This is a genomic window from Arthrobacter sp. MMS24-S77, from assembly GCF_054888235.1.
The window spans coordinates 3,669,140-3,688,711 of record NZ_JBTZRN010000001.1 but is presented as its reverse complement, the minus strand read 5'-3'; the positions used below and the strand labels follow the sequence as shown (position 1 = coordinate 3,688,711).

The window sequence follows — 19,572 nt, the reverse complement described above, 5'->3', positions numbered from 1 at the left end:
TTCGCGAGTCCCCTGGCGGCGTGGGCCCAACTGGCTAGCAGTAGGTGTCGTTTTAAGCCCTGAAAACGACGTTAACTGCGAGTCAGTTGGGTATGCCACTCCCAGACTCCGGTCAGGCGCCTCCGGTATGGTGAATTGGATGGTTTCAGTCATCACGCGTCCGCGTCCCGCCACTACCCCGAATCCCACGGGGAATTCGGCCCCCGCGAACGGCAGAGCAGATGGCGCAGGCGCTCCCCGGCCGAAGGGCGATTCACAGGGATCCAGGCCTGATCTCGGGACGCTGACCGCGCTGCGTTTCGTTGCGGCTCTGTGGGTGGTGCTCTTCCATCTTCAGGCCATGCGGCAGACTTTCCTGGCCCCCATCTATGAGCTGTTCGGCCCGGTCATTGCCAATGGCGACCTGGGCGTGGACGTGTTTTTTGTGCTCAGCGGCTTCATCATCACCTACACGTACCTGGACCGGCTGGGCCCGCGGTTCCGCTGGCGTACGGCCGGGGACTTTGTCTGGGCCAGGTTCGCCCGGATGTGGCCGGCGTTCGCACTAGTGGTTGGCGTGCTGGGCCTGTGGTTCGCGTACGGGACCGAAGAACAATCCGTGGGAACCTGGTCGCTGCAGGCCCAGGCTCCGGATCTGTCGCCGTGGGGGCTCGCCAAGCAGCTGCTAATGGTCCATCTCTGGTTCCAACCGGGTACCGACGGCGCCAGCTGGTTCGGCCCGGGCTGGACGGTCAGCGCCGAGTGGCTGGCCTATCTGGCGTTCCCGCTGCTGGCGCTGGTCCTGTTCCGGCTGCGCCGGCTGCATCCGCTGGCCGCGCTTGCGGCTTCAGGGTTTGTGCTGCTGCCGACAGCCATGTGGGGTCAGGACCTGCCAATCGCCACCGGTGAGCATCAGCCGTACGAGTGGCTGCTCCGGATCGCGTGCTGCTTCATCTCCGGTGCCTTGGCCTGTATCGCTGCCCGGAATGCGGACCGAATGAACTTCAACTCCGCGCTAGCAGGGCCCGGTGCGGTACTGGCCGGAACCGCCGTCGTCGTCTTCCTGGGAGTGGCCGGAAAACCCGGCCCGGGCCGGCTGGCCGTGCTGGCCTTCCCGCTGCTGATCGCCCTCCTGGCGCTGACCCGTGGCTGGCTCCGCTCGGCGCTGTCCGCGCGCTGGCTGCAGTATGGCGGGCGCAGCTCCTACAGCCTGTACCTGGTCCACATGTTCTTTATCTATCTCTACTACTGGCTGAACAGGGACTGGCCGCATGGTGCGGGTCCGGTGGCGACGAACGTGCTCGCGGCGGGGTGCCTGGCCGGCATTGCCCTCGCCACCCATCTACTGTTCAAGTACGTCGAGGAGCCGGCCCGGCTCCGGCTGCGAGCAGTGGTACCCCACCGCGCCGGGCCTCAGCCCAGAGAGCCAAGGAACGCCGTCGTATCCTCTGCCACCAGGTCCGGGCACTCCCACAAGACCAGGTGGCCCACGCCTGGATAGATCTTCAAGAGGGAGTCCGGTATCCGGGCCGCCAAGGCTTCCTGGTGCTTCCGAGGCAGCACGGAGTCATGTGCGCCCCACAGGATCAGGGTGGGCGCAAGAATTGTTCCGGCCTCGGTGGGCGGCGTGGCGGTGCACAAACCATCGAGGATGCGCTTCCACGCGTGCGCCGGCATCCTGATCCCGTCGCGCACCCGGTCCTCGATGAACCAGGTGGGAACCGCATGCAGCAGCGGGAACCAGGACAGGGAATTCCGCACCCAGTCCTCGTCGACGGGGTCCTCAAGGCGGTCGACCTCCTTGGCGAAAGCGGGCCGGGCCCGAAGGCTCAGGGGGGAACCCACCAGCACGAGCGCCGCGACACGATCCGGGCACCGGACGGCCAACTGCTGGGCCACGTAGCCGCCACTAGAGGAGCCAAGGACGAATGCCGTGTCCACCTTGAGGGCATCCAGGATGGCCGCGGCGTCCCCGGCCTGTTCTACCAGCGAATAGCCATCCTCTGGTTTGTCCGCATCGCCCTGCCCGCGGAGGTCGGGAGCGTAAACCCTGAAGTCGGTCAGCCGGGGTACAAGACGGTCAAAGCTTCGACGGGATTCACCCCATGCATGCAACAGCACCAGCGGCGTTGCATCGACGTCGCCTTGGGCCAGGCACGGCACCGCGATTCCCGTGCTGAGCCTGAGATTCAGGACTTCCGCGTCCATAGCCTCAGGGTACGCCTCGCCTGTGGCCCGGGTCTGTCCAGCGTCCCGCCCGTCAGGCCCGTCAGGCCCGGGGGAATTTTGCATTGAGCCGGAACAGGAACGCGGCAATCGCGTCGCGGTGCACGGGTTGAAGCGGTTGGAATACCGCGCCTCCCGGTACGGCCCAGCCGGTGGTGATGCCCGTGGAGGCGAGCCAGCTGATCTCCTTATAGAACGGGTAGCTGGTGGGAACGTCGAGGAACGTCACGGTCGGAGTCACCGCTGGACTGCCGCTCATGCGGTAGATGAATGCGGCCATGGCATCCCGGTTCACGGGATCCAGCGGATGGAAGGATTTCGTGTTGTTCGGCCCCGCGTACCCGGTGGTGATGCCGGTAGAGGCCAGCCAGGTGATCTCCTTGTAGAACTGGTCCGTGGGGGCAACGTCCGTGAACGGAGACACAGCCGGGGCCGTGAACGCCGGGCTGCCCTTGTACCGGTAGATAAATGCGGCCATCGCCTCCCGGCTCACCGACTGCAGCGGCTCGAACAGGGTGGTGCCGTTGAGCTGCGGGAACCCGGTAGTGATTCCGTTGGCGGCGAGCCAGGTGATCTCGTTGTAGAACGGGTATGTTGCGGGGACATCAGCGAACGAAGCCCCGGAATCATACATTTCGTAGTCGTCGGTGGTGATGGTCCCGTTGGCTTGGATGTTCAAGCCCCAGCTGATCCCTGACGCCCCGGCGGGCAGGGCAGGGGTGGTCCATGTGACCTGGGTCCAGTTCGCTGCGGCGAGGAACAGGGGGCTTGCCGTCCAGTACTTCCAGAACCCGTTACCGACGCGGTAGTAGAGTTCGAACTGGGTCTCCGCGGTGGATTTGAACCAGGCCTTCAGCTGATAAGTGTGTCCGGGTGTGCCGGTCGGCGAGCACCCGCCCAGATCCAGTGCGGGCAGGAGCTTCGCGTCGCCGGACACCCATCCGCTCAGGGTCAGCTGTTCGGCGCTCGTGCCGGTGTGGCCGGGCGAGACAATGGCGAAAGCCGGGGTGTTGGTGCCGTACCCGCCAGCGGCCCAGCATTGCGGAATCGTGTTGACCCGGGTTTCAAGTCCCGGGTTTTGGATCATGTTCGTCCCCAGCGGCGGCGGTGGAGGTACAGCAGGGCCCGGGACTGCGGGCTGCTGGACGCCCCCGATGACCTGGTCCACGGTCTGCACCGCGACGGTACCCGCCGTCTTTTGTTGTGCCAGCCAGGTCGCGAACTGGCTGAACAGGGTGGGGCTGATCGTCAGCGTCGGGTCAGTGCCGACGGCGATGTGGTGGAAGGTCAGCTGGACCCACCCGCCACCCGCCACCCGCTGCTTGGGCGTGGGTGACCTGGTTCTCCAGATTGGCAAGGGTCCAGGTGCTGTCTACCTCGTCCGGTGCAGCCGTGACGTAGGGGTTGGCCGGCGGGATGGTGTCTGCCGCCGGAAGCGTTGCCGAGGCCGGGTCCTTGCTGGCAGCGTCGCCCAGGCCGCGGGCACTGTTGTAACCGCACTGCTTTACCAAGGCCTGCGTGTTCGCGTCTTCGGAAGCGAAGGGATAGGCGAAACTAGTGACTTTGAAGCCCATGTTCATCAGCGCCACCCGCCCGTCGCAGATCTGCCGCGTCGACTCAGCGGGGACCAGGGACACAAGATCCGGGTGGGTCACGGTGTGGCCGCCGATCTCGTTGCCGTCGGCGGCGAGCTGATGCAGGTTAGCAGTGGTCAGGTAGGTGGGCTGGTCGATCCATCCGGTCGTGATGAAAAACGTGCCGTTCAGGCCCAGGCTCTTCATGGTGGACTCGGCCGTCAACTGGTCCGCGTTGCCGTCATCGAAGGTCAGCGACACCACCGTGTTCGGCGCGGCGTGCGCCGGAGCTGCGAATGCCACCGCTGCCAGCAGGCCGGCAATCACCATGGCCGTGCTGCCGAAAGCGGTCCAGCGTTGGCGAGAGCGCGTACCGGGAGCTATTCCGTTGACGCGGGGCCGTGTGCGGCCTTCGCATGGCGGTACCGTCGTCCCGCGTTGCTCATCCGTGGTCCTCATTATCGATTCCTCCCCAGCTCGGGTAGCGCGCTAGCGGCCGGGTGGTCCCTCGTTGGTGTTCCAAGAAGGCGCCGCTTAAAGGGGAGTCCAGTGTGGTTTCAAGCGGCGGCACTCGGTGCCTTTGGTTCGTTCGCACTCACGTACTTGAGAGGGTACGACCAGCAGGAGCTGTAGAAACCAGTAGCCACCACTCGTTCCTTCCGGCGCTCCGTTAGGTACACCTTCTGGTGTAGCTAGTTAGTTTGCCCAGCCGTCCCGGTCCCGTGCGCCCGGCCGGGTCAGGGAGGAAGGAGTGCCCGTGACGCTGCCCGCAGTCGACAAAAGCGAACAGTCGGCACACGAGCACAGAAGCCCGGCCCGCGCTTTCACATCGAAGTCTGCCGCAGGGCTCGCCGTCGGCCTCGCAGTCGTCGTCCTTTTCTTCGTCGTCCGGGTGCTGGCACCGTCCTCGACGGCGGCCTTTGGACTTCCCGACGCCGCCCGCGACTTTGCCACGCTCTCGATCAGCGTGGTGGTCGAATCCCTGCCCTTCGTTTTCCTCGGGATTGTCCTTTCGATCGCAGTCCAAATCTGGCTGCCGGAGGGCATGCTGCTCCGTCGGCTGCCACGAAACCCGGTATTGCGGCGGCTGGTGCTCTCCCTCCTGGGCATGCTGCTGCCGGTCTGCGAGTGCGGGAATGTTCCGCTCGCCCGGGGATTGGTGGTCAACGGCCTCACAGTTGCCGAGTCGATGACTTTCCTGTTCGCTGCCCCCATCCTGAACCCCGTCACCATCGTCACCACCGCGCAGGCATTTGGTTGGGACAGCGGCATCCTGGTCTCCCGCGTTCTTGGCGGTTTCGTCATCGCGAACCTGGTCGGTTGGATCTACAGCCGGCATCCGCGCCCCCAGGACCTCCTGACCACCCGTTTCCAGGAGACCTGCACACTGGCGGACTACCACAGCGGCTCTGCCGGGAGAGTGAAGCGCAGTGTGCGGATGTTCTCGCAGGAGACGCGCGCCATGATGCCGGCCTTGTTCATTGGCGCTGGCATGGCCGGGCTGATCCAGGTTGCCGTTTCCCGTGAAGTGCTGGTCACTTTAGGCGGCAACCCTGTCTGGTCTGTCCTGGCGTTGATGCTGCTGGCGTTCGTCGTCGCGATCTGCTCAAACGTGGATGCTTTCTTCATCCTGTCTTTCGGCGCAACCTTCATGCCGGGAGGGATCGTCGCGTTCCTCGTCTTCGGGCCGATGATCGACGTCAAAATGCTTGCCCTGATGCGCACTACGTTCACCGCGAAGACCCTTGTGCAGCTCAGCCTGCTGGTAGCACTGTGCGCGGCTGTCCTCGGATTGGCGGTCAACTATGGTCATTAGGCGGCTCGTGGGCCACTGGCAGGGCGTGGTTCTTAGCCTGATCGGCCTCACTGCCACGATCTGGCTGGGGCTGACCGGCCAGCTCGCTTTGTACATCCATCCACGATATTTCGTGTTCACGATCATCATGGCCGTGATCGCCGCTGTTCTTGCGCTCGCGGCCTTCGCCCTCGATCCCGGCACCCCGGACGAGCACGACACTGCCACCCCGGACGACCCCGCCCACGAGCACGGGCACGACCACGCCGGGGAGCGCGGATCCCGGTGGGGCTGGCTGTGGCCGGTCGGAAGCGTGCTGACCGTGATCGCCGCCGTGGTCGCCTTGCTGATCCTGCCGCCGTCGACCCTTACCACGGCGACAGTCGCCCAACGGGACCTCAACGGCTCGGCGTCTGCGCTCACGCTGAAAGCGCCCGCCCTGCCAAGCAAGGGCGATTACTCCGCGTTCACGGTGAGGGACTGGGCATCGCTGCTTCGCTCAGGAGCCGGGCAGGACTTCTTTGCCGACAAGACCGCCACCGTGACCGGGTTCATCACCCCGGACAAGACTGATCCCAATGTCTTCTTCGTGGCCCGCTTTGTAGTCACCTGTTGTGCCGTCGATGCCCAGCCGATTGGCATTCCGGTCTATCACCCCGGTTGGCAGAACGAGTACAAGACCGACAGCTGGGTCACGATCTCCAGCGGTTTTCGAGCCAACCCCAACCCGGCCAGTCGCGAGGCAATCGTGCTGATACCGGATTCCATCACCCCCACCACCCAGCCGGCGCAGCCCTATGTCTACTAAGCGCAGCCCTGCGTCTGCCAAACCCGGCCCTGTGTCTGCCAAGCGGGCCGCGGCCGCTGCAGCCGCAGCTGCGCTCCTTGCAGGGCGACGCTTCGCCAGGCGCCTCTACGGCACCATCACGATCCTCGCCCTGCTTGCCGGTGCTCTCACCGCGGCGAACCTGGCGAAGCTGCCGCACCCGAACTCCACCTCCGTGTTGGCCCGTTCCTCCGCCTCCGCAGACTTCGCGCTGTACACCCTGCAACGGGACACGGGCAAGGACAACGCAGGGGTCAAGAAACCGGACACTATCCGCGGCACTAGTCTCTCCGGCAGCGGCGAGTCGACCGCCATTGTCAGTGCTCCCCGCATTCAGGAGTATGCCGCCCTTCCCTCGGCGCTCGCCGTCGTCACGATCAACGATGACAACACCAGCTCATTGGAGATCGTCTCCCTCGCCGGCGGCCCGCCAACGCTGGTCCCCTTGCCAAGCCTTGGAACAGTGGCGAACCTTCATGCGGCAGGATCCAAAAATCTCATTGGCTTCACGTTCACCGGTTCCTCGGCCGCGGGCCAGTACTGGAAGACACTTTTCGTGTACGACGTCGACAATCCGTCCGCGGGTCCGCGGACCGTCCAGGGGATCAATGGTCAGGTGTCGGCTGCGGACTGGCGTTTTGTCCCTGGCGCGGCCACGTTGGTGGTGCGGACTGATGACGGATCCATGTTTCTCCTTGACGCATTGGGAACCGGCAGGGTGTCGCCTTTGGGCACGCATGCAGGGATCCTTGGATTCGTCCCCGGCACCAACGAACTTGCCGTTGCCGACCCCGGGTTGAGAAAGGGCATCGACCCGCTCCGATACTCAACCATCAGCCTCGCCACCGGCACACCCACGCCTCTGAACCTCGCTGGCACCTTCGCGTCCGATCCGTCCAATGGGGTCACTGCCTCCGCGGGCCAGCCCTTGGTCCTCGACGGTTCCGGCCAATACGCGCAGGTCGTGAGAAAGTACGACGCCGGGAAAGAGACTTCCAGCATCATCCTCACCGACAAGAACGGCCCGCGCCAGTTCTACCAGCCTGCCGCCGGGTGGTCAGGCATCCAGGACATCTGCATCTCTCCGGCCCGTGACTACCTCGCCGTCGAAACAACACCACCGCAATACACCGGCGACCAATACCCCGTTCTCCCCGAACCTTCCCCCATGCGGACAGACCTCGTGGATCTGAAGACCGGCAGCGTCCTGAAGAGCATTCCCGGGTTTTTGCCCAGCTGGTGCCGCTGACCGCTCATGCGGCGACTGCCGGGACTAAGGCGACTGCCGCCGTCGGGCACTCAGGGCGACTGCCGGCGTCGGGCACTAAGTCCGAAAAGCCAGGTGGCAGCGACCGTTGCCAGAAAACCGGTGATGACGATCAGGGAGGCCCCGGCCCAGAAGTAGTTGGTGGTGCTGCTTTCCTGGCCGAAACCAGGGGCGATCTTGATCAGCGAGTACACTGCAACAGCCGCCGCGGCGACGCCCGCCAGCGCGGACAACAACAGCCACAAACGCGAGGACGCCCAATGGTCGCCGCGATCGTCCTGGACGTTCCAGCTGTTTCCGGTGCGCAGCACCAGCCAGCCGGCCGGGAGCATGACCGCTCCCACGAGGAGGAACGCCGCTACGACGTCGGCGGGCCGGTGCCACTGGTTGATCAGCGTGGACACCCCGGCCGCCACCGCGAATGTGCCGCCCAGGAAACCCGCCACCGGGCGCCAGCGCGGCGATACCACCAGGAACACGGCAGCCGCGGCGGAGGCCGCCAGAGTGGTGTGGCCGGACGGGAGCGAATTCAGCTCGATGGTCTGGACCCCGCGGAACGGCCTGTCCGGGAACCAATCCTTCAAGACCTGAGTGGCGAGGTTTGCCGCCACACAAGCGGCCAGGGCGATACCCGCAGCCTTCCAGCGCCGGCGCGCTATGGTCACGAAAAGGACGACGACGGCGGCGATCGCCACCGAAATGACCGGCAACCAATCGAGGAACTTGGTGGTTGCCCGCTCGGCCGGACCATTCAGGGTCACGGCTTCCACCAGGGCGGATTCGTCGATGTACTGTCCCGTTGTGGTGCGGACGAAGAAATAGTAGGTGGCGGCGAATCCGGCCACGCACGCCAAGGTTGCCAGCACAAAAAGGAAACCCGTTCCGGCGCCTGCCCAGCGCTTGGTTGCGGTCCGCTGTGTGGCCGGCAGCCGGCCTGTGCTAGGAAAACTCATCCCCTTCAGGGTGCCATATCTGGCTGGGAGGATCACTTTTGCTCGGCGAGAAGCTCCTCATAGAGCTGCAGGTGTTCGGCAACCATCCTTTCGGCGCCGAAGTAGGTTTCCGCGGCTCGGCGGCATTCGCCCCGGTCCAGCGCGGCGGCGGCAATGAGGGCGGACGCGAGCTCCGGGGGATTGGAACCGAGATAGCCCGTGACGCCTTCGGAAACGATTTCCGGTGCCGATCCTCGGAATGTTGCCACTACTGGCGTGCCGGTAGCGAGGGACTCGATCATGGCCATCCCGAAGGGTTCATCCCATTGAATCGGATTCAGCAAGGCCATGGAGCCGCCCAGGAGGACGAACTTGTCCGTTGCGTTCAGCTCGCCGAGGTATTCGACGTCGGACCCTAGCAATGGTGCGATGACCGCGGAGTAATACTCGTGCTCCTCCGCGCTGTACATCTTTGCCGCAATTCGAAGCGGGATCCGGGCCAGCCTGGCGGCCTCTATTGCTTCCGGCAGGCCCTTGCCGGGATGCATCCGGCCGAGGAAGCTGGCGTAGCCGCCGTCGCCGGTACCGAGCGGGACGGAGTGCGTGTCGATGCCGTGGTGAATGACCCTCCGTATCTTGATTCCGGGCGCAGTGTCTGCTTGATGCTGCGAGATGGCAATGATCGCCGTGTCGGTTGCCATCGCCTGGTAGATGTCGTGGTTCTCGGCTGAAAAGGGGAGATGAGCCGTCGCGACGAGGGGAATTCCTCTTGGCCGGTGCCTATAGAGCGGCCCGGCCAGCGTGTTGTCGTGGATGAGGTCCACGTCCTCCATGGCCGCGAAGGCATATACGCTGTGGCGAAGTTCGTCCGTGCCGTTCCCAATCCTGGACCCGTCCGCGAGCGGAGGCCCAGGGACTTTGTCCACTGGACATGTGCTTCCGGACGCCGCCGCCAGAAGCACGTCGTGTCCCGCTGCGGACAGGCCGCGCGCCAGGATATCGATGATCGACTCCGTGCCGCCGTAAGCGGGCGGTGGAACGGGGATCCAGGGCGGGGCAACCAATCCGATGCGCAACTACTGCCCCCGCCGAGGTCCAGCGGTGGCATGGTGGACATCCAGCAGATCGGAAAGCGGTTTGCGGGCCTCAAGGTGCAGCGCGATATTCTCGGGCAGGTCTGCGACCCGTGTTTCTCCGTTGACCACCTCCACGGAAATCCGGGATCCTGCGAGGGGAATGTTCCGCATCTTGATGTCCCCGAAGCCGTCGGGGACCACCGGTGCCAGCCAGAGGCCTCCGTGTGTGAGGCAAGGATCGAAGCGGAGGAGCACGCGGAGCAGATGAACCGGTGTGGCGGCCGCCCACGCCTGCGGTGAACATGACGAAGGATATGGAACGGGCATCCCATAGGTTTTCCTGTCCAAACCGCAGAACAATTCCGGCAGCCGCCCGCCAAATGCCTCTGCCGCATCCAAGAGGCCCATGACGATCCGCCGGGATTCCTCCACGAAGCCGTAGCGCATCAATCCGCCGGCGATGAGGGCATTGTCGTGCGGCCACACCGAGCCGTTGTGGTAGCTCGCTGGATTGTAGGCCGCCATGTCCGAAGCCAGGGTCCGGACGCCCCACCCGGTGAACATGGTGTCCGACATCAGCCGCTCCGCGACCAACGGAGCCTTGTCGTCGTCGACGATTCCGCTCCAGAGGCAGTGGCCCATATTGGACGCGCACGCATCCACCGGCCGCTTGTCGCGGTCCAGGGCGATGGCGAAATAGCCGCGTTCAGGGAGCCAGAACTGCTCGTTGAACTTGCGCTTGAGCTCGGCCGCCCGCGCACCCCACACCGCGGCTAGCTTCGCATCTCCGTCCTCTTGGGCCATAAGGGCCCTGCTGAGATACGCCGTGTAGACATAGCCCTGGACTTCGCACAGCGCGGTTGGCGGCATGGCCAAAGTGCCGTCGGCGAAGTTGATGCCGTCCCCGGAATCCTTCCAGCCTTGGTTGAACAGCCCTTGGTCAGTGGCCCTCGAGTACTCCACAAAGCCGTCCCCGTCGGCGTCTCCGTAGTCGCGGATCCAATCCAAGGCACGGTCCACCGCGGGCAGGAGGGATTCCGTGACCTCGGACCGGAATCCCCAGCGGGTGAGCTCCCCGGCAAGTGTGACGAACAACGGAGTGGCATCCACCGACCCGTAGTAGGCACTCCCGCCCCCAAGGGCCAGGCCGGTGCTGGCGCCCAAGCGGACCTCATGCAGGATCCTACCGGGTTCCTCTTCGCTGAGCGGGTTGACAGTGCGGCCCTGGTGATCGGCGAGGGTTTGCAGGGTTCCCAAGGCCAGCGAGGGGTCGAGGGGGAGGGTCATGAAGGACGTCAGGAGCGAGTCCCGGCCGAAGAGGGCCATGAACCACGGCGATCCTGCCGCCACCACCGTGCGTCCAGGATGGTCGGGGTCGAAGATCCGCAACGAGCCGAGATCTGCCCTGCTTTGGTCCAACGCTTTTTCGAAGGCGTGGTTGGCCACTTCGGTTTGGGGGACCTTCCCGTGCCACTCCTGCAATCTCTCTTCCGGGACATCGTAGGGACGCTGGCTGCCCCAAACAGAGGCATCGGCATCCGGTCCAACCCCGTCGATACTCGGTGTGGCAGTCACACTGGTGGACCAATGGCCTTGAGGCCCGATCGCGATGTCATAGCTGAGGACATCACCGTCAACCAAGGCATCCGGGGCGTCGACGGTGACCAGGACATGCCGCCCCTGCCGCTGGGACTCAAGGACCAGTGCGCCACTGCTTCCCCGCGCCAAATGCACACTCTCGTGCCGTGCTCGGCCTTCTTTGACTTCGAAGATGTCGGCAAAATCGGCACTTACCGTCAGCGAAACAGTGCATCGAGTGGCTTTGTTGGAAAAGTTCCTGACCGTGATTTCCTCGCGCACTCCGCCGAACAGGCTGCGCCGGCGTTCGATCAACAGGTGGCTGTCTGCCAAACCGTCGGTGCGTGCCGCCCGGCCGATGAAATCGGCACGATAGGGCTCCGGGACCGGGGAGCCCAAGGCCTCGATGGCGTGGCCGTTCACCGCAAGGACCCAGTTGGACACGAACCGCGTGTCCCGGAAAAACATCCCGTGGGGGCGTAGCTGGTCCATATCGCCGTTGGCTGCGGACACACAAAATGATGTTCCCGCCAACAACGTCACGGCGCCGGCGCCCGCCGAACCTGCAAGGTTTTCGGCATTCCAACCTGTCATCGATGAGCTCCAAGGTAGGGAAGGGAAAACGGGGCAGCTTGCTTCAGCGTATTCTCCACGTCTTCGGAAGTGAACCCTCCCGCAGATCTGGCGGGTTTCTGGCGGACGCTCGCTCGGATTTGGGGGCTCTTGGGCGGACGCTCGCTCGGATTTGGGGGCTCTTGGGCGGACGCTCGCTCGGATTTGGGGGCTCTTGGGCGGACGCTCGCTCGGATTTGGCGGGTCTTGGGCGGACGCTCGCTCGGATTTGGGGGCTTTTGGGCGGACGCTCGCTCAAAGATCTGAGCGAGCGTTTGCCGATTGGGGCACATATCTGAGCGAGGGTTCGGAATTTGGGGCGCATATCTGAGCGAGCGTTGCCGATTGGGGCACATATGTGCAGGAGCGTCGGCGAGCGTGAGATCCGCGTAACAAGGATGTGACGCTTGACACGTGTTAGGTGAAGGATTTACGCTACCTAACACGTGTTAGGAAGGAAAAGACATGGCAGGAAGCAATGGGAAGCTGCGTGAGATCTCACGCAGGACAGCCCTTGGTGCCTTGGGTGCGGGAATTGTCGGAGCAACAGTGGCGTCGTGGCCGCGGTTGACCGGCATGGACATCCCGGGCCGTGGGGACAACAGCCTCAGCATCGCCATCTTGGGAACCGCAGCGGACGCAGCCGCCCGCCAGCGGGTCATTGATGCGTTCGCGAAGGTGCACCCGGAAATCAAGGTGAAGGTCCAAGCCATCCAGGCCGCGGACTGGAAGGACTTCTTCACCAAGATCCTCACTATGGTGGCAGCAGGAACGCCACCGGATGTGGTCTACGTGGCCACCGAGGGCGCCCAGCTCTTCGCCGAGAAACTGGCGCACCCCTTGGACGAGTACCTTCGCCGTGATGCCGCGGACATGAAGGAATACTTCGCCGACGTCCACCCCAGCCTTGTGGAAGCGTTCATGTACAAGGGCAGCCTGTTCCAGCTTCCCATCGACTGGAACGCCGCCAACATGTACTACAACACCTCGGCCCTGCAGCAAGCCGGACTAGAGCGTCCGGCGGACAACTGGACCCAGGCTGACTTCCGAAACACCCTTGCTGCCATGCGGAAAGCCAGGCCACAGGACTTCACTCCGTACTACTGGACCAACCGGCTCTTCGGCGGTGTGGTGCCGTGGCTCTACGCCAATGACACCAGCTTCCTCAAGGAAACCAAGTCCGGTGGCGGCGAATGGCTCTGGGATAGCTTCTACGCCCAGGATCCATCGCGAGGACTGCGTTCGGGCGGCTACCAGTGGCTTGAACCCAATGCCGATGACCCCCGGGTATTCGAGTCGTTCGACTACCTCCGCGGCCTGGTCAAGGATGGCCTAGGTGTCCGGCCCGAAGAAGGCGGCGGAAACTCACTCGTCGGCCTGTTCGCCTCCAACAGGATCGGCATGACCCCGGCCGGCGGCTACTGGGTGGAAGGACTCCACGAAGCCGGAATGAAAGAGGACGACTTCGACGTCCAGTTCTTCCCGCGCTGGCGCACGCAGCGTCACCAGTTCGGTACTGCCGGCTACGCCATCATGAAGACCGCCAAGGACAAGGACGCTGCCTGGGAGTGGCTCAAGTTCTCATCCAGCCTGGAAGCCATGCGCTTGGTCTTCCCGACGCCGAACACCACCCCCGCCCGCCGCTCCATGGTCAATGAGCAGCTGTACGCGGGACGCGGCCCCAAGCACTGGAAAGTCTTCTACGACACCCTGGACAAATTCCCCACCACAGGTCCCATTCCGGCACCGCCCCAGCAGGCCGCCGTCGAGACCGCATTGATGAAGAACGTATCCCTGGCCGTCAGCGGTGACGAGCGCCAGCTCAAGCAGGCCCTCGACTCCATGCAACGCGACCTTGAGATCGCCTTGAGGAGGCAGGCATGAGCACGGCAACTACGGGCATGTCCACCAAACGCCGAAACGGCGCCGGACCACAAAGCCACAAGGCATCCGGAAAGCAGCGTCAGCGCTGGCTGCCCTGGGCGTTCCTGGCACCCACGATCTTGGGCATGGGACTCTTCACACTCGTGCCGATCGTGGCGTCCGTCTTGCTGGCGTTCTTCCGCTGGGACATCATTTCCGCGCCAAGCTTCGTCGGGTTCGACAACTTCGCCGAAGTGGTCCAGGACCCCACGGTCCGGGTCTCGTTCCTGAACACGATCATGTTCGTGGTGGTCGCCGTGGCGTTGCAGCTCGGCCTCGCGTTGGCACTGGCGATCATGGTGCAGGAGAAGCTCCCGGCCTGGCTCCGCGTCTTCTTCCGCAGCGCCTTCTTCTTCCCGCTGATCCTGTCCGCGGCGTCGGTGTCCATCTTCATGCGCTACCTGTTCAACGAACAATTCGGCGTGGTCAACTGGCTCCTGTCCTTCGTCGGCATCCCCGCCGTCCCGTGGCTGACGACGCCGGCCGGTTCCGCCGCCGTCGTGATCCTCGTGTACGTGTGGCAGAACTTCGGGTTCTCGTTCCTGCTGTTCATCGGCGGCCTGGCGTCCATCCCCACGGAAACATACGAGGCCGCATCGATCGACGGCGCTACCGGCTGGCGTAAACACCTCCACGTGACGCTGCCGCTGTTGAGCCCCACCACCTTGGTGGCATCCGTCATGGCGATCATCAACGCGCTGCAGGTGTTCGACCAGCCCTACGTCCTCACCCGAGGCGGCCCCGGCGACTCCACGCGCACCGCGGTGATGGTGATCTTCGAGTCCGCGTTCCAGCGCCTCGAGTTCGGCCAGGCCTCGGCGATCGGCGTGATCCTCACGCTGATCATCATGGCCATCACCGCCGCCCAGTTCCGGCTCAGCAAACGATTCGTCTTCTACCAGTAAGGCCCGCCATGACTACAACCTCAACCCAGCGTGCCGCCGTCGATCGCTTGGCTCCCCATGGGGCACAGCCCCGCAAGAAGCGGAACTGGAGCATGGCGGGACGAATCGTGCTGCTCCTGATCGCGTCCGTCTTCATCCTCGGCCCGGTCCTGTGGACCCTGTCCACCTCGCTGCGGCCACCGGCGGAATCGTTCCAGCTGCCGCCGTCGTTCCTTCCGCTCAACCCCGATTTCTCGTCCTACGACCAGGTCTTCAAACAGCTCAACATCATGTTGCTGGTCCTCAACAGTGCCCTCGTGACGGGACTGATCGCCGTCGGGCAGATGTTCACTGCGGCACTGGCCGGATATGCGTTCGCGAACCTCAAGTTCCGCGGCCGCGGGGCGCTGTTCTCGATTGTGCTTGCCACCATGATGGTGCCCGCGCAGGTGACGATTGTTCCGGTCTTCATGCTGATCCGCGGCATCGGTTTGTCCGACACGCTCCTCGCGCTGATCCTCCCCGCGATCCCGACGGCGTTCGGCACCTTCCTGATGCGCCAGTACTTCCTGGGGCTCCCGGCCGATTTGGGCGAGGCCGCCTCGATTGACGGCGCCTCGCCGTGGCGCACGTTCCGTTCCGTATATGCGCCGCTGGCGATGCCGGGCATGGCGATCGTCGGCATCCTAGCTTTCAACTACCACTGGAACGAGTTCTTCCGCCCGCTCATCCTGACCATCTCCGAGCAGAACTTCACGCTCCCGCTGGGCCTGGTGTCGCTGCAGGGCAACCTGGGCACCGGCAGCATCTCTGTGGTGCTGGCAGGCGTGATCCTCTCCATGATTCCCGCCCTGGTGGTGTTCATGTTCGGCCAGCGCGCCTTGCGTGACGGACTCACCGCCGGCACCGGCAAATAACCTCTACTTCCCCGAAAGGACTCCGATGACGGACCTCGTATCTTCCGCCCCTGCACTTGCGGCGGCTGCCACCCACCCGGACCCGGCTTTCCCGCGCTTCCACCCCCGGCCGGCGCAAGGCTGGATCAACGACCCCAACGGCATCAGCTACATCAACGGCCGGTACCACGTGTTCTTCCAGTTCAACCCGGACTCCGCACGGCACCACCGGATCCAGTGGGGCCACGTGAGCTCCCCGGACCTGGTGCACTGGGATGAACACCCCGTCGCGCTGCGCCCGCAAGACGGCGGGCCGGACGAATTCGGCTGCTGGACCGGCGTAGTGACCGACGACGACGGCGTCCCCACCGCCGCGTACTCAGGCGTCAGGGCGGATGGGGGTCACTCGCAAGTGGTGGTTTCCCGCGGCTCCGCGGACTTGGTGTCGTGGGAGCAAACGGGCCACGTGGCGGCCACCATGCCGTCCGATGGCTTGGTCACGGCCGTGCGCGACCCCTTCATCTTCCGCTTCAACGGCAAGCGCTACGCCATGCAGGGCGCCGGGCTGGCCAATGGACATGCTGCACTCTTGCTTTACACGGTGGAGGACATGTCCGACTGGAAGTACCAAGGGATCTGGCTGACCTCCGAAAACCCCGTGGCCGCGACGCACACGCCGGCCGAAATCTGGGAGTGCCCGCAACTGGTCCGGGTGCCTTCCGACGGCGTGCCTTCCGACGAAGTGCCCTCCGACGGCGCTCCTTCCGACGGGGCCGAAACCTGGGTCATGATGTTCTCCCTGTGGCTCTCCGGTGACCACCACGAGCACGCCAACGGGGTGGGCCACCTCATTGGCTCGTTGACCGAGGACCCGACTACGGGGCTGCCGGTGTTCGTCCCTCGTTCCGGCGGCCGGTCCGACCTTGGCCGGGATTTCTATGCCCCGCAGATCGTTCAGCTCGACGTCGCTGAGCCGGAGTCTTCGCCGGAGCCGCGCGCCCTGCTGTGGGGGTGGGCCAACGAGGGGCCCGGCCGTGATGGGCGCCGTGGCCGTTCGCAGGAAGAGATCGACGCCGCGGGCTGGGCGGGCGTATTAACCCACCCGCGCTTCCTCTCGGTTGAGGACGGTGCGTTGGCGGTCGCTCCTGCGCCGGAAGTTGAGGCCTACCGCGGTTCCTTGGCTGCAGGCGGTGCAGCCGGGACCGTTTCATTGCCGCCGTTTGCCGAAGCCGTTGTGACTGGCGGCCCCGATGCCAGCGCCGGCGAGGTTCGGCTGGTCCTTGCCTCGGGCGCGGAGCGGCAAGTGGTGTTCGCCGGTCCGTTGGGTGAGGGCGAGGAACTCCGCATCTTCGTCGATGCTTCCCTCGTGGAGGTGTACCGGAAGGGCTCCGTGGCCACGACACTCCGTGCCTACCCTGCGGCAGGCGAAACGTGGACCCTTGAGCTTCCCGAAGGCGCGGCCGCGGACGTCTGGGAACTGAAGCTGCCCGAATAGGCGGCAGGCCGCCGTCGGGCACTCAACTTTTGACGCTTTTGGCCGGTGCTGCAGTCCGGGATCACCGTATTTCCGCGGATTCCCGGGCGGCGGTCCGGCCAAAAGCGGTCGGATCTAGAGGGCGGGTACAGGCCCAGTGGACTCGCGGACCACCAAACGGCAGGGAACCATGGTCTCCAGGCCGGCCCTGCCTCCCGCCGCGGGCCTCCGATCCGAATCCTCAATCTGTTCCAGCAACATGCTCATGGCGGCCGCGCCCATTTCCCGCAATGGAAGCGCCATGGTGGTCAGCGCGGGGACCATGGTGGCGGCGATGCGGAACTCGTCGTCGTAACCCATGATCGAGAGGTCGCGGGGCACGGAGAGGCCCAACCGCGCAGCGGCCAAGGCAACCCCGACGGCGAGGCGATCGTTCGCGCACACAATCGCGGTGGGCCGCTCAGTGGAGGAGAGCAGGCTCGTGGCGCCGTGGAATCCGTCGTTGATGTCCCATCCGGCGGTAAATACACGGTCGGCGCGGACGGGGATGGCTGCCTTGGCCATGGCTTCCCGATGCCCCTCGATGCGCAACGGCACAGCCGGGGAGCTTGCGGCGCCGGCCAGGAAGGCGATGTCGCGATGGCCCAACTGCAGGAGGTGCTCGGTGGCTTCCCTGCCGCCGGAAACCTCATCCGGGATCACGTGGTGCAGCTGCGGGGTGGGGCTGTTGTCGTAGCAGTTGGCCAGCACGGAGGGAACGCGAAGCATGCCGTGCGGCACATCGAGCGGCTTCAAGCCCACCGTGACGTACATCAGCCCATCCACTTGTCTGTCGAGCAAGGTTTCGACGGCGCTCTCGTCACGGGACGCGTCGCGCTCGGTGTCCATGACGACCGTGACAAAGCCGTGGGCGCGGGCGACATCGTCAGCGCCACCGATGATGTTGCCGTCGAACGGGCTCACCACCACCTCGTCAGACACGATGCCAATCACGCGCGTACGTTGGTTCCGCAGGCTCAGGGCAATGGCATTGGGGGAGTACTTTAGCTCGGCCGCGGCCTGCCGGATGCGGTCCTGGCTCTCCTTGGCCACATTGCCGTCCCCGCGCCCGTTGAGCACCAGCGACACCGCACTCCGCGAGACACCCGCCCGTTTGGCGACGTCGAGTGCTGTGGCCTTGCGCTGCATGCGGGCTCTCCTCCAGGGTTCTTAGGGCTTCTTGCTGCATTCTACCTAACGCGTGTGAGGAGTGGTTCCGGTCCCGTTCCCCGCGTTCCCCAGCCCGACGCTCGCTCACATATATGGCCTTCCGGCCGGACGCACGCTCACATCAAGTGAGCGAGCGTGGGCAGAAAACGCCTCAAAGGTGAGCGAGCGTCGGCCGAGGCCCCTCCCCGGACCCCCTCCCCGGGCCCCCTGCCTGGGACTGCCCCACGCTAGAGTGAAACCATGCCCGCATTCCCCACCCTCGACGAGCTCCGCGCCACCGCGAAAGTGGTCAGCCTGCCGATGCGGGTCAAGTTCCGCGGCATCATGGAGCGAGAGACCCTCCTGTTCCGCGGTCCGGCCGGGTGGGGCGAGTTTTGTCCGTTCCCCGAGTACGGCGACGCCGAGGCCTCCCGCTGGCTCGCGGCCGCCGTCGAAGCCGCATGGCAAGGTTTTCCGCCGCAACTGAGGGACACCATTCCCGTCAACGCCACCGTCCCCGCCGTGCCCGCCGCCCGGGTGCCCGAGGTCCTGGAGCGCTTCGGCCGCGTGGACGCCGTCAAGGTCAAGGTCGCCGAGCGCGGGCAGGAACTCGCCGACGACGTCGCGCGCGTCACCGCAGTCCGGGACGCCCTGCCCGACGCCGCTATCCGCGTGGACGCGAACGCGGGCTGGGACGTGCCGGAGGCGGTCGAGGCACTCGGGCGACTTTCCGCCGTCGGGCTCGAATACGCCGAGCAGCCGGTGCCGGAGATCGAGGGCCTCGCCGAAGTCCGCCGCCGGCTCGCGGAACAGGGAACGCCCGTGCTTATCGCCGCCGATGAATCCGTGCGGAAGGAAGACGACCCCCTCAAGGTGGCCCGCGCGGGCGCAGCGGACCTGATCGTGGTCAAGGTGGCGCCGCTTGGGGGAGTGCGGCGCGCGCTGGACATCGTGGCGCAAGCCGGGCTTCCCGCCGTCGTGAGCTCGGCGCTCGACACCTCGGTGGGGATCCGCGCGGGGCTGGCGCTCGCCGCCGCGCTGCCGGAACTGCCGTACGCGTGCGGGCTGGGGACCGTGCGGCTGTTCGCCTCGGACATCACGCGGGATCCGTTAGTGCCCGACGACGGCGCCATCCGCGTCCGCGAAGCCGTCGCCGACGAAGGGCTGCTTGAGCGGTATGCGGCTCCCGCTGAACGTCGCGACTGGTGGCTGGACCGGCTCCGCCGGGTGCACGCACTCCTGGCTGTATCGACTATCGATGGGGAGTTCACCGGAACTTAACCGGAGCGTCCTCTCGGATTCCGCTTGCACTGTAAGTGTGGGGAAATCACTCAATCCCCGG

The 19,572-nt window shown here is 65.1% G+C and carries 16 protein-coding genes; 9 read left to right on the top strand and 7 right to left on the bottom strand.

The features are described 5' to 3' along the window. Window positions 1-139: 139 nt before the first annotated feature. Window positions 140-1,480: an acyltransferase family protein gene (locus tag ACX5I4_RS16925; RefSeq protein WP_461837658.1), complete on the top strand. Its 1,341-nt coding sequence runs from the start codon at window positions 140-142 to the stop codon at window positions 1,478-1,480. On the opposite strand, the gene ACX5I4_RS16920 is transcribed toward ACX5I4_RS16925, so the two are convergent. From ACX5I4_RS16920 to ACX5I4_RS16910, 3 genes are all read right to left on the bottom strand, one after another. After that, a complete protein-coding gene (locus tag ACX5I4_RS16920) occupies window positions 1,393-2,187 on the bottom strand; it encodes an alpha/beta fold hydrolase (protein WP_461837657.1) in 795 nt (264 codons plus the stop codon). The two genes, ACX5I4_RS16925 and ACX5I4_RS16920, sit on opposite strands and share 88 nt — an antisense overlap. A gap of 61 nt (window positions 2,188-2,248) precedes the next feature. Then, window positions 2,249-3,562 (bottom strand): S-layer homology domain-containing protein, encoded by a 1,314-nt coding sequence (locus tag ACX5I4_RS16915; RefSeq protein WP_461837656.1) that lies wholly within the window; start codon window positions 3,560-3,562, stop codon window positions 2,249-2,251. Next, window positions 3,465-4,238 carry a polysaccharide deacetylase family protein gene (locus tag ACX5I4_RS16910; protein WP_461837655.1) on the bottom strand — a complete coding sequence of 258 codons (774 nt, stop codon included), beginning with the start codon at window positions 4,236-4,238 and terminating at the stop codon, window positions 3,465-3,467. Before ACX5I4_RS16910 ends, ACX5I4_RS16915 begins: the two co-directional genes overlap by 98 nt. 304 nt (window positions 4,239-4,542) lie before the next feature. On the opposite strand from ACX5I4_RS16910, the gene ACX5I4_RS16905 reads away from it, so the two are divergent. From ACX5I4_RS16905 to ACX5I4_RS16895, 3 genes are read left to right on the top strand one after another with little or no spacing between them, the layout of a single operon-like run. Next, entirely contained in the window at window positions 4,543-5,595 is a 1,053-nt protein-coding gene (locus ACX5I4_RS16905) for a permease (protein ID WP_461838760.1), read from the top strand. Continuing rightward, a complete protein-coding gene (locus tag ACX5I4_RS16900; RefSeq protein ID WP_461837654.1) occupies window positions 5,585-6,382 on the top strand; it encodes a TIGR03943 family putative permease subunit in 798 nt (265 codons plus the stop codon). Before ACX5I4_RS16905 ends, ACX5I4_RS16900 begins: the two co-directional genes overlap by 11 nt. Before the next feature lie 31 nt (window positions 6,383-6,413). Further along, window positions 6,414-7,649, top strand: coding sequence for a hypothetical protein (locus tag ACX5I4_RS16895; RefSeq protein WP_461837653.1), 1,236 nt, complete (start codon window positions 6,414-6,416; stop codon window positions 7,647-7,649). A 50-nt stretch (window positions 7,650-7,699) separates the two neighbouring features. On the opposite strand, the gene ACX5I4_RS16890 is transcribed toward ACX5I4_RS16895, so the two are convergent. Genes ACX5I4_RS16890 through ACX5I4_RS16880 form a run of 3 tightly spaced genes read right to left on the bottom strand, consistent with a single transcriptional unit; the run spans window position 7,700 to window position 11,847 of the window. Beyond that, on the bottom strand, window positions 7,700-8,620 hold the full coding sequence (locus ACX5I4_RS16890) for a phosphatase PAP2 family protein (protein ID WP_461837652.1): 921 nt from the start codon (window positions 8,618-8,620) through the stop codon (window positions 7,700-7,702). A 32-nt stretch (window positions 8,621-8,652) separates the two neighbouring features. Further along, on the bottom strand, window positions 8,653-9,675 hold the full coding sequence (locus ACX5I4_RS16885) for a glycosyltransferase (RefSeq protein ID WP_461837651.1): 1,023 nt from the start codon (window positions 9,673-9,675) through the stop codon (window positions 8,653-8,655). Next, a complete protein-coding gene (locus ACX5I4_RS16880; RefSeq protein ID WP_461837650.1) occupies window positions 9,676-11,847 on the bottom strand; it encodes an amylo-alpha-1,6-glucosidase in 2,172 nt (723 codons plus the stop codon). Between the two features lie 483 nt (window positions 11,848-12,330). Here ACX5I4_RS16880 and ACX5I4_RS16875 point away from each other — a divergent pair, with 483 nt between their 5' ends. From ACX5I4_RS16875 to ACX5I4_RS16860, 4 genes are all read left to right on the top strand, one after another. Beyond that, entirely contained in the window at window positions 12,331-13,749 is a 1,419-nt protein-coding gene (locus tag ACX5I4_RS16875; protein ID WP_461837649.1) for an ABC transporter substrate-binding protein, read from the top strand. Continuing rightward, a complete protein-coding gene (locus tag ACX5I4_RS16870; RefSeq protein ID WP_461837648.1) occupies window positions 13,746-14,693 on the top strand; it encodes a carbohydrate ABC transporter permease in 948 nt (315 codons plus the stop codon). Before ACX5I4_RS16875 ends, ACX5I4_RS16870 begins: the two co-directional genes overlap by 4 nt. A 92-nt stretch (window positions 14,694-14,785) precedes the next feature. Then, window positions 14,786-15,589 carry a carbohydrate ABC transporter permease gene (locus tag ACX5I4_RS16865; RefSeq protein ID WP_461838759.1) on the top strand — a complete coding sequence of 268 codons (804 nt, stop codon included), beginning with the start codon at window positions 14,786-14,788 and terminating at the stop codon, window positions 15,587-15,589. A gap of 25 nt (window positions 15,590-15,614) precedes the next feature. Continuing rightward, a complete protein-coding gene (locus ACX5I4_RS16860; protein ID WP_461837647.1) occupies window positions 15,615-17,063 on the top strand; it encodes a glycoside hydrolase family 32 protein in 1,449 nt (482 codons plus the stop codon). Between the two features lie 114 nt (window positions 17,064-17,177). On the opposite strand, the gene ACX5I4_RS16855 is transcribed toward ACX5I4_RS16860, so the two are convergent. Continuing rightward, window positions 17,178-18,230: a LacI family DNA-binding transcriptional regulator gene (locus ACX5I4_RS16855; RefSeq protein ID WP_461837646.1), complete on the bottom strand. Its 1,053-nt coding sequence runs from the start codon at window positions 18,228-18,230 to the stop codon at window positions 17,178-17,180. A 261-nt stretch (window positions 18,231-18,491) separates the two neighbouring features. Between ACX5I4_RS16855 and ACX5I4_RS16850 the strand changes: the two genes are divergently transcribed. Then, entirely contained in the window at window positions 18,492-19,511 is a 1,020-nt protein-coding gene (locus ACX5I4_RS16850; RefSeq protein WP_461837645.1) for an o-succinylbenzoate synthase, read from the top strand. Window positions 19,512-19,572: the final 61 nt, after the last annotated feature.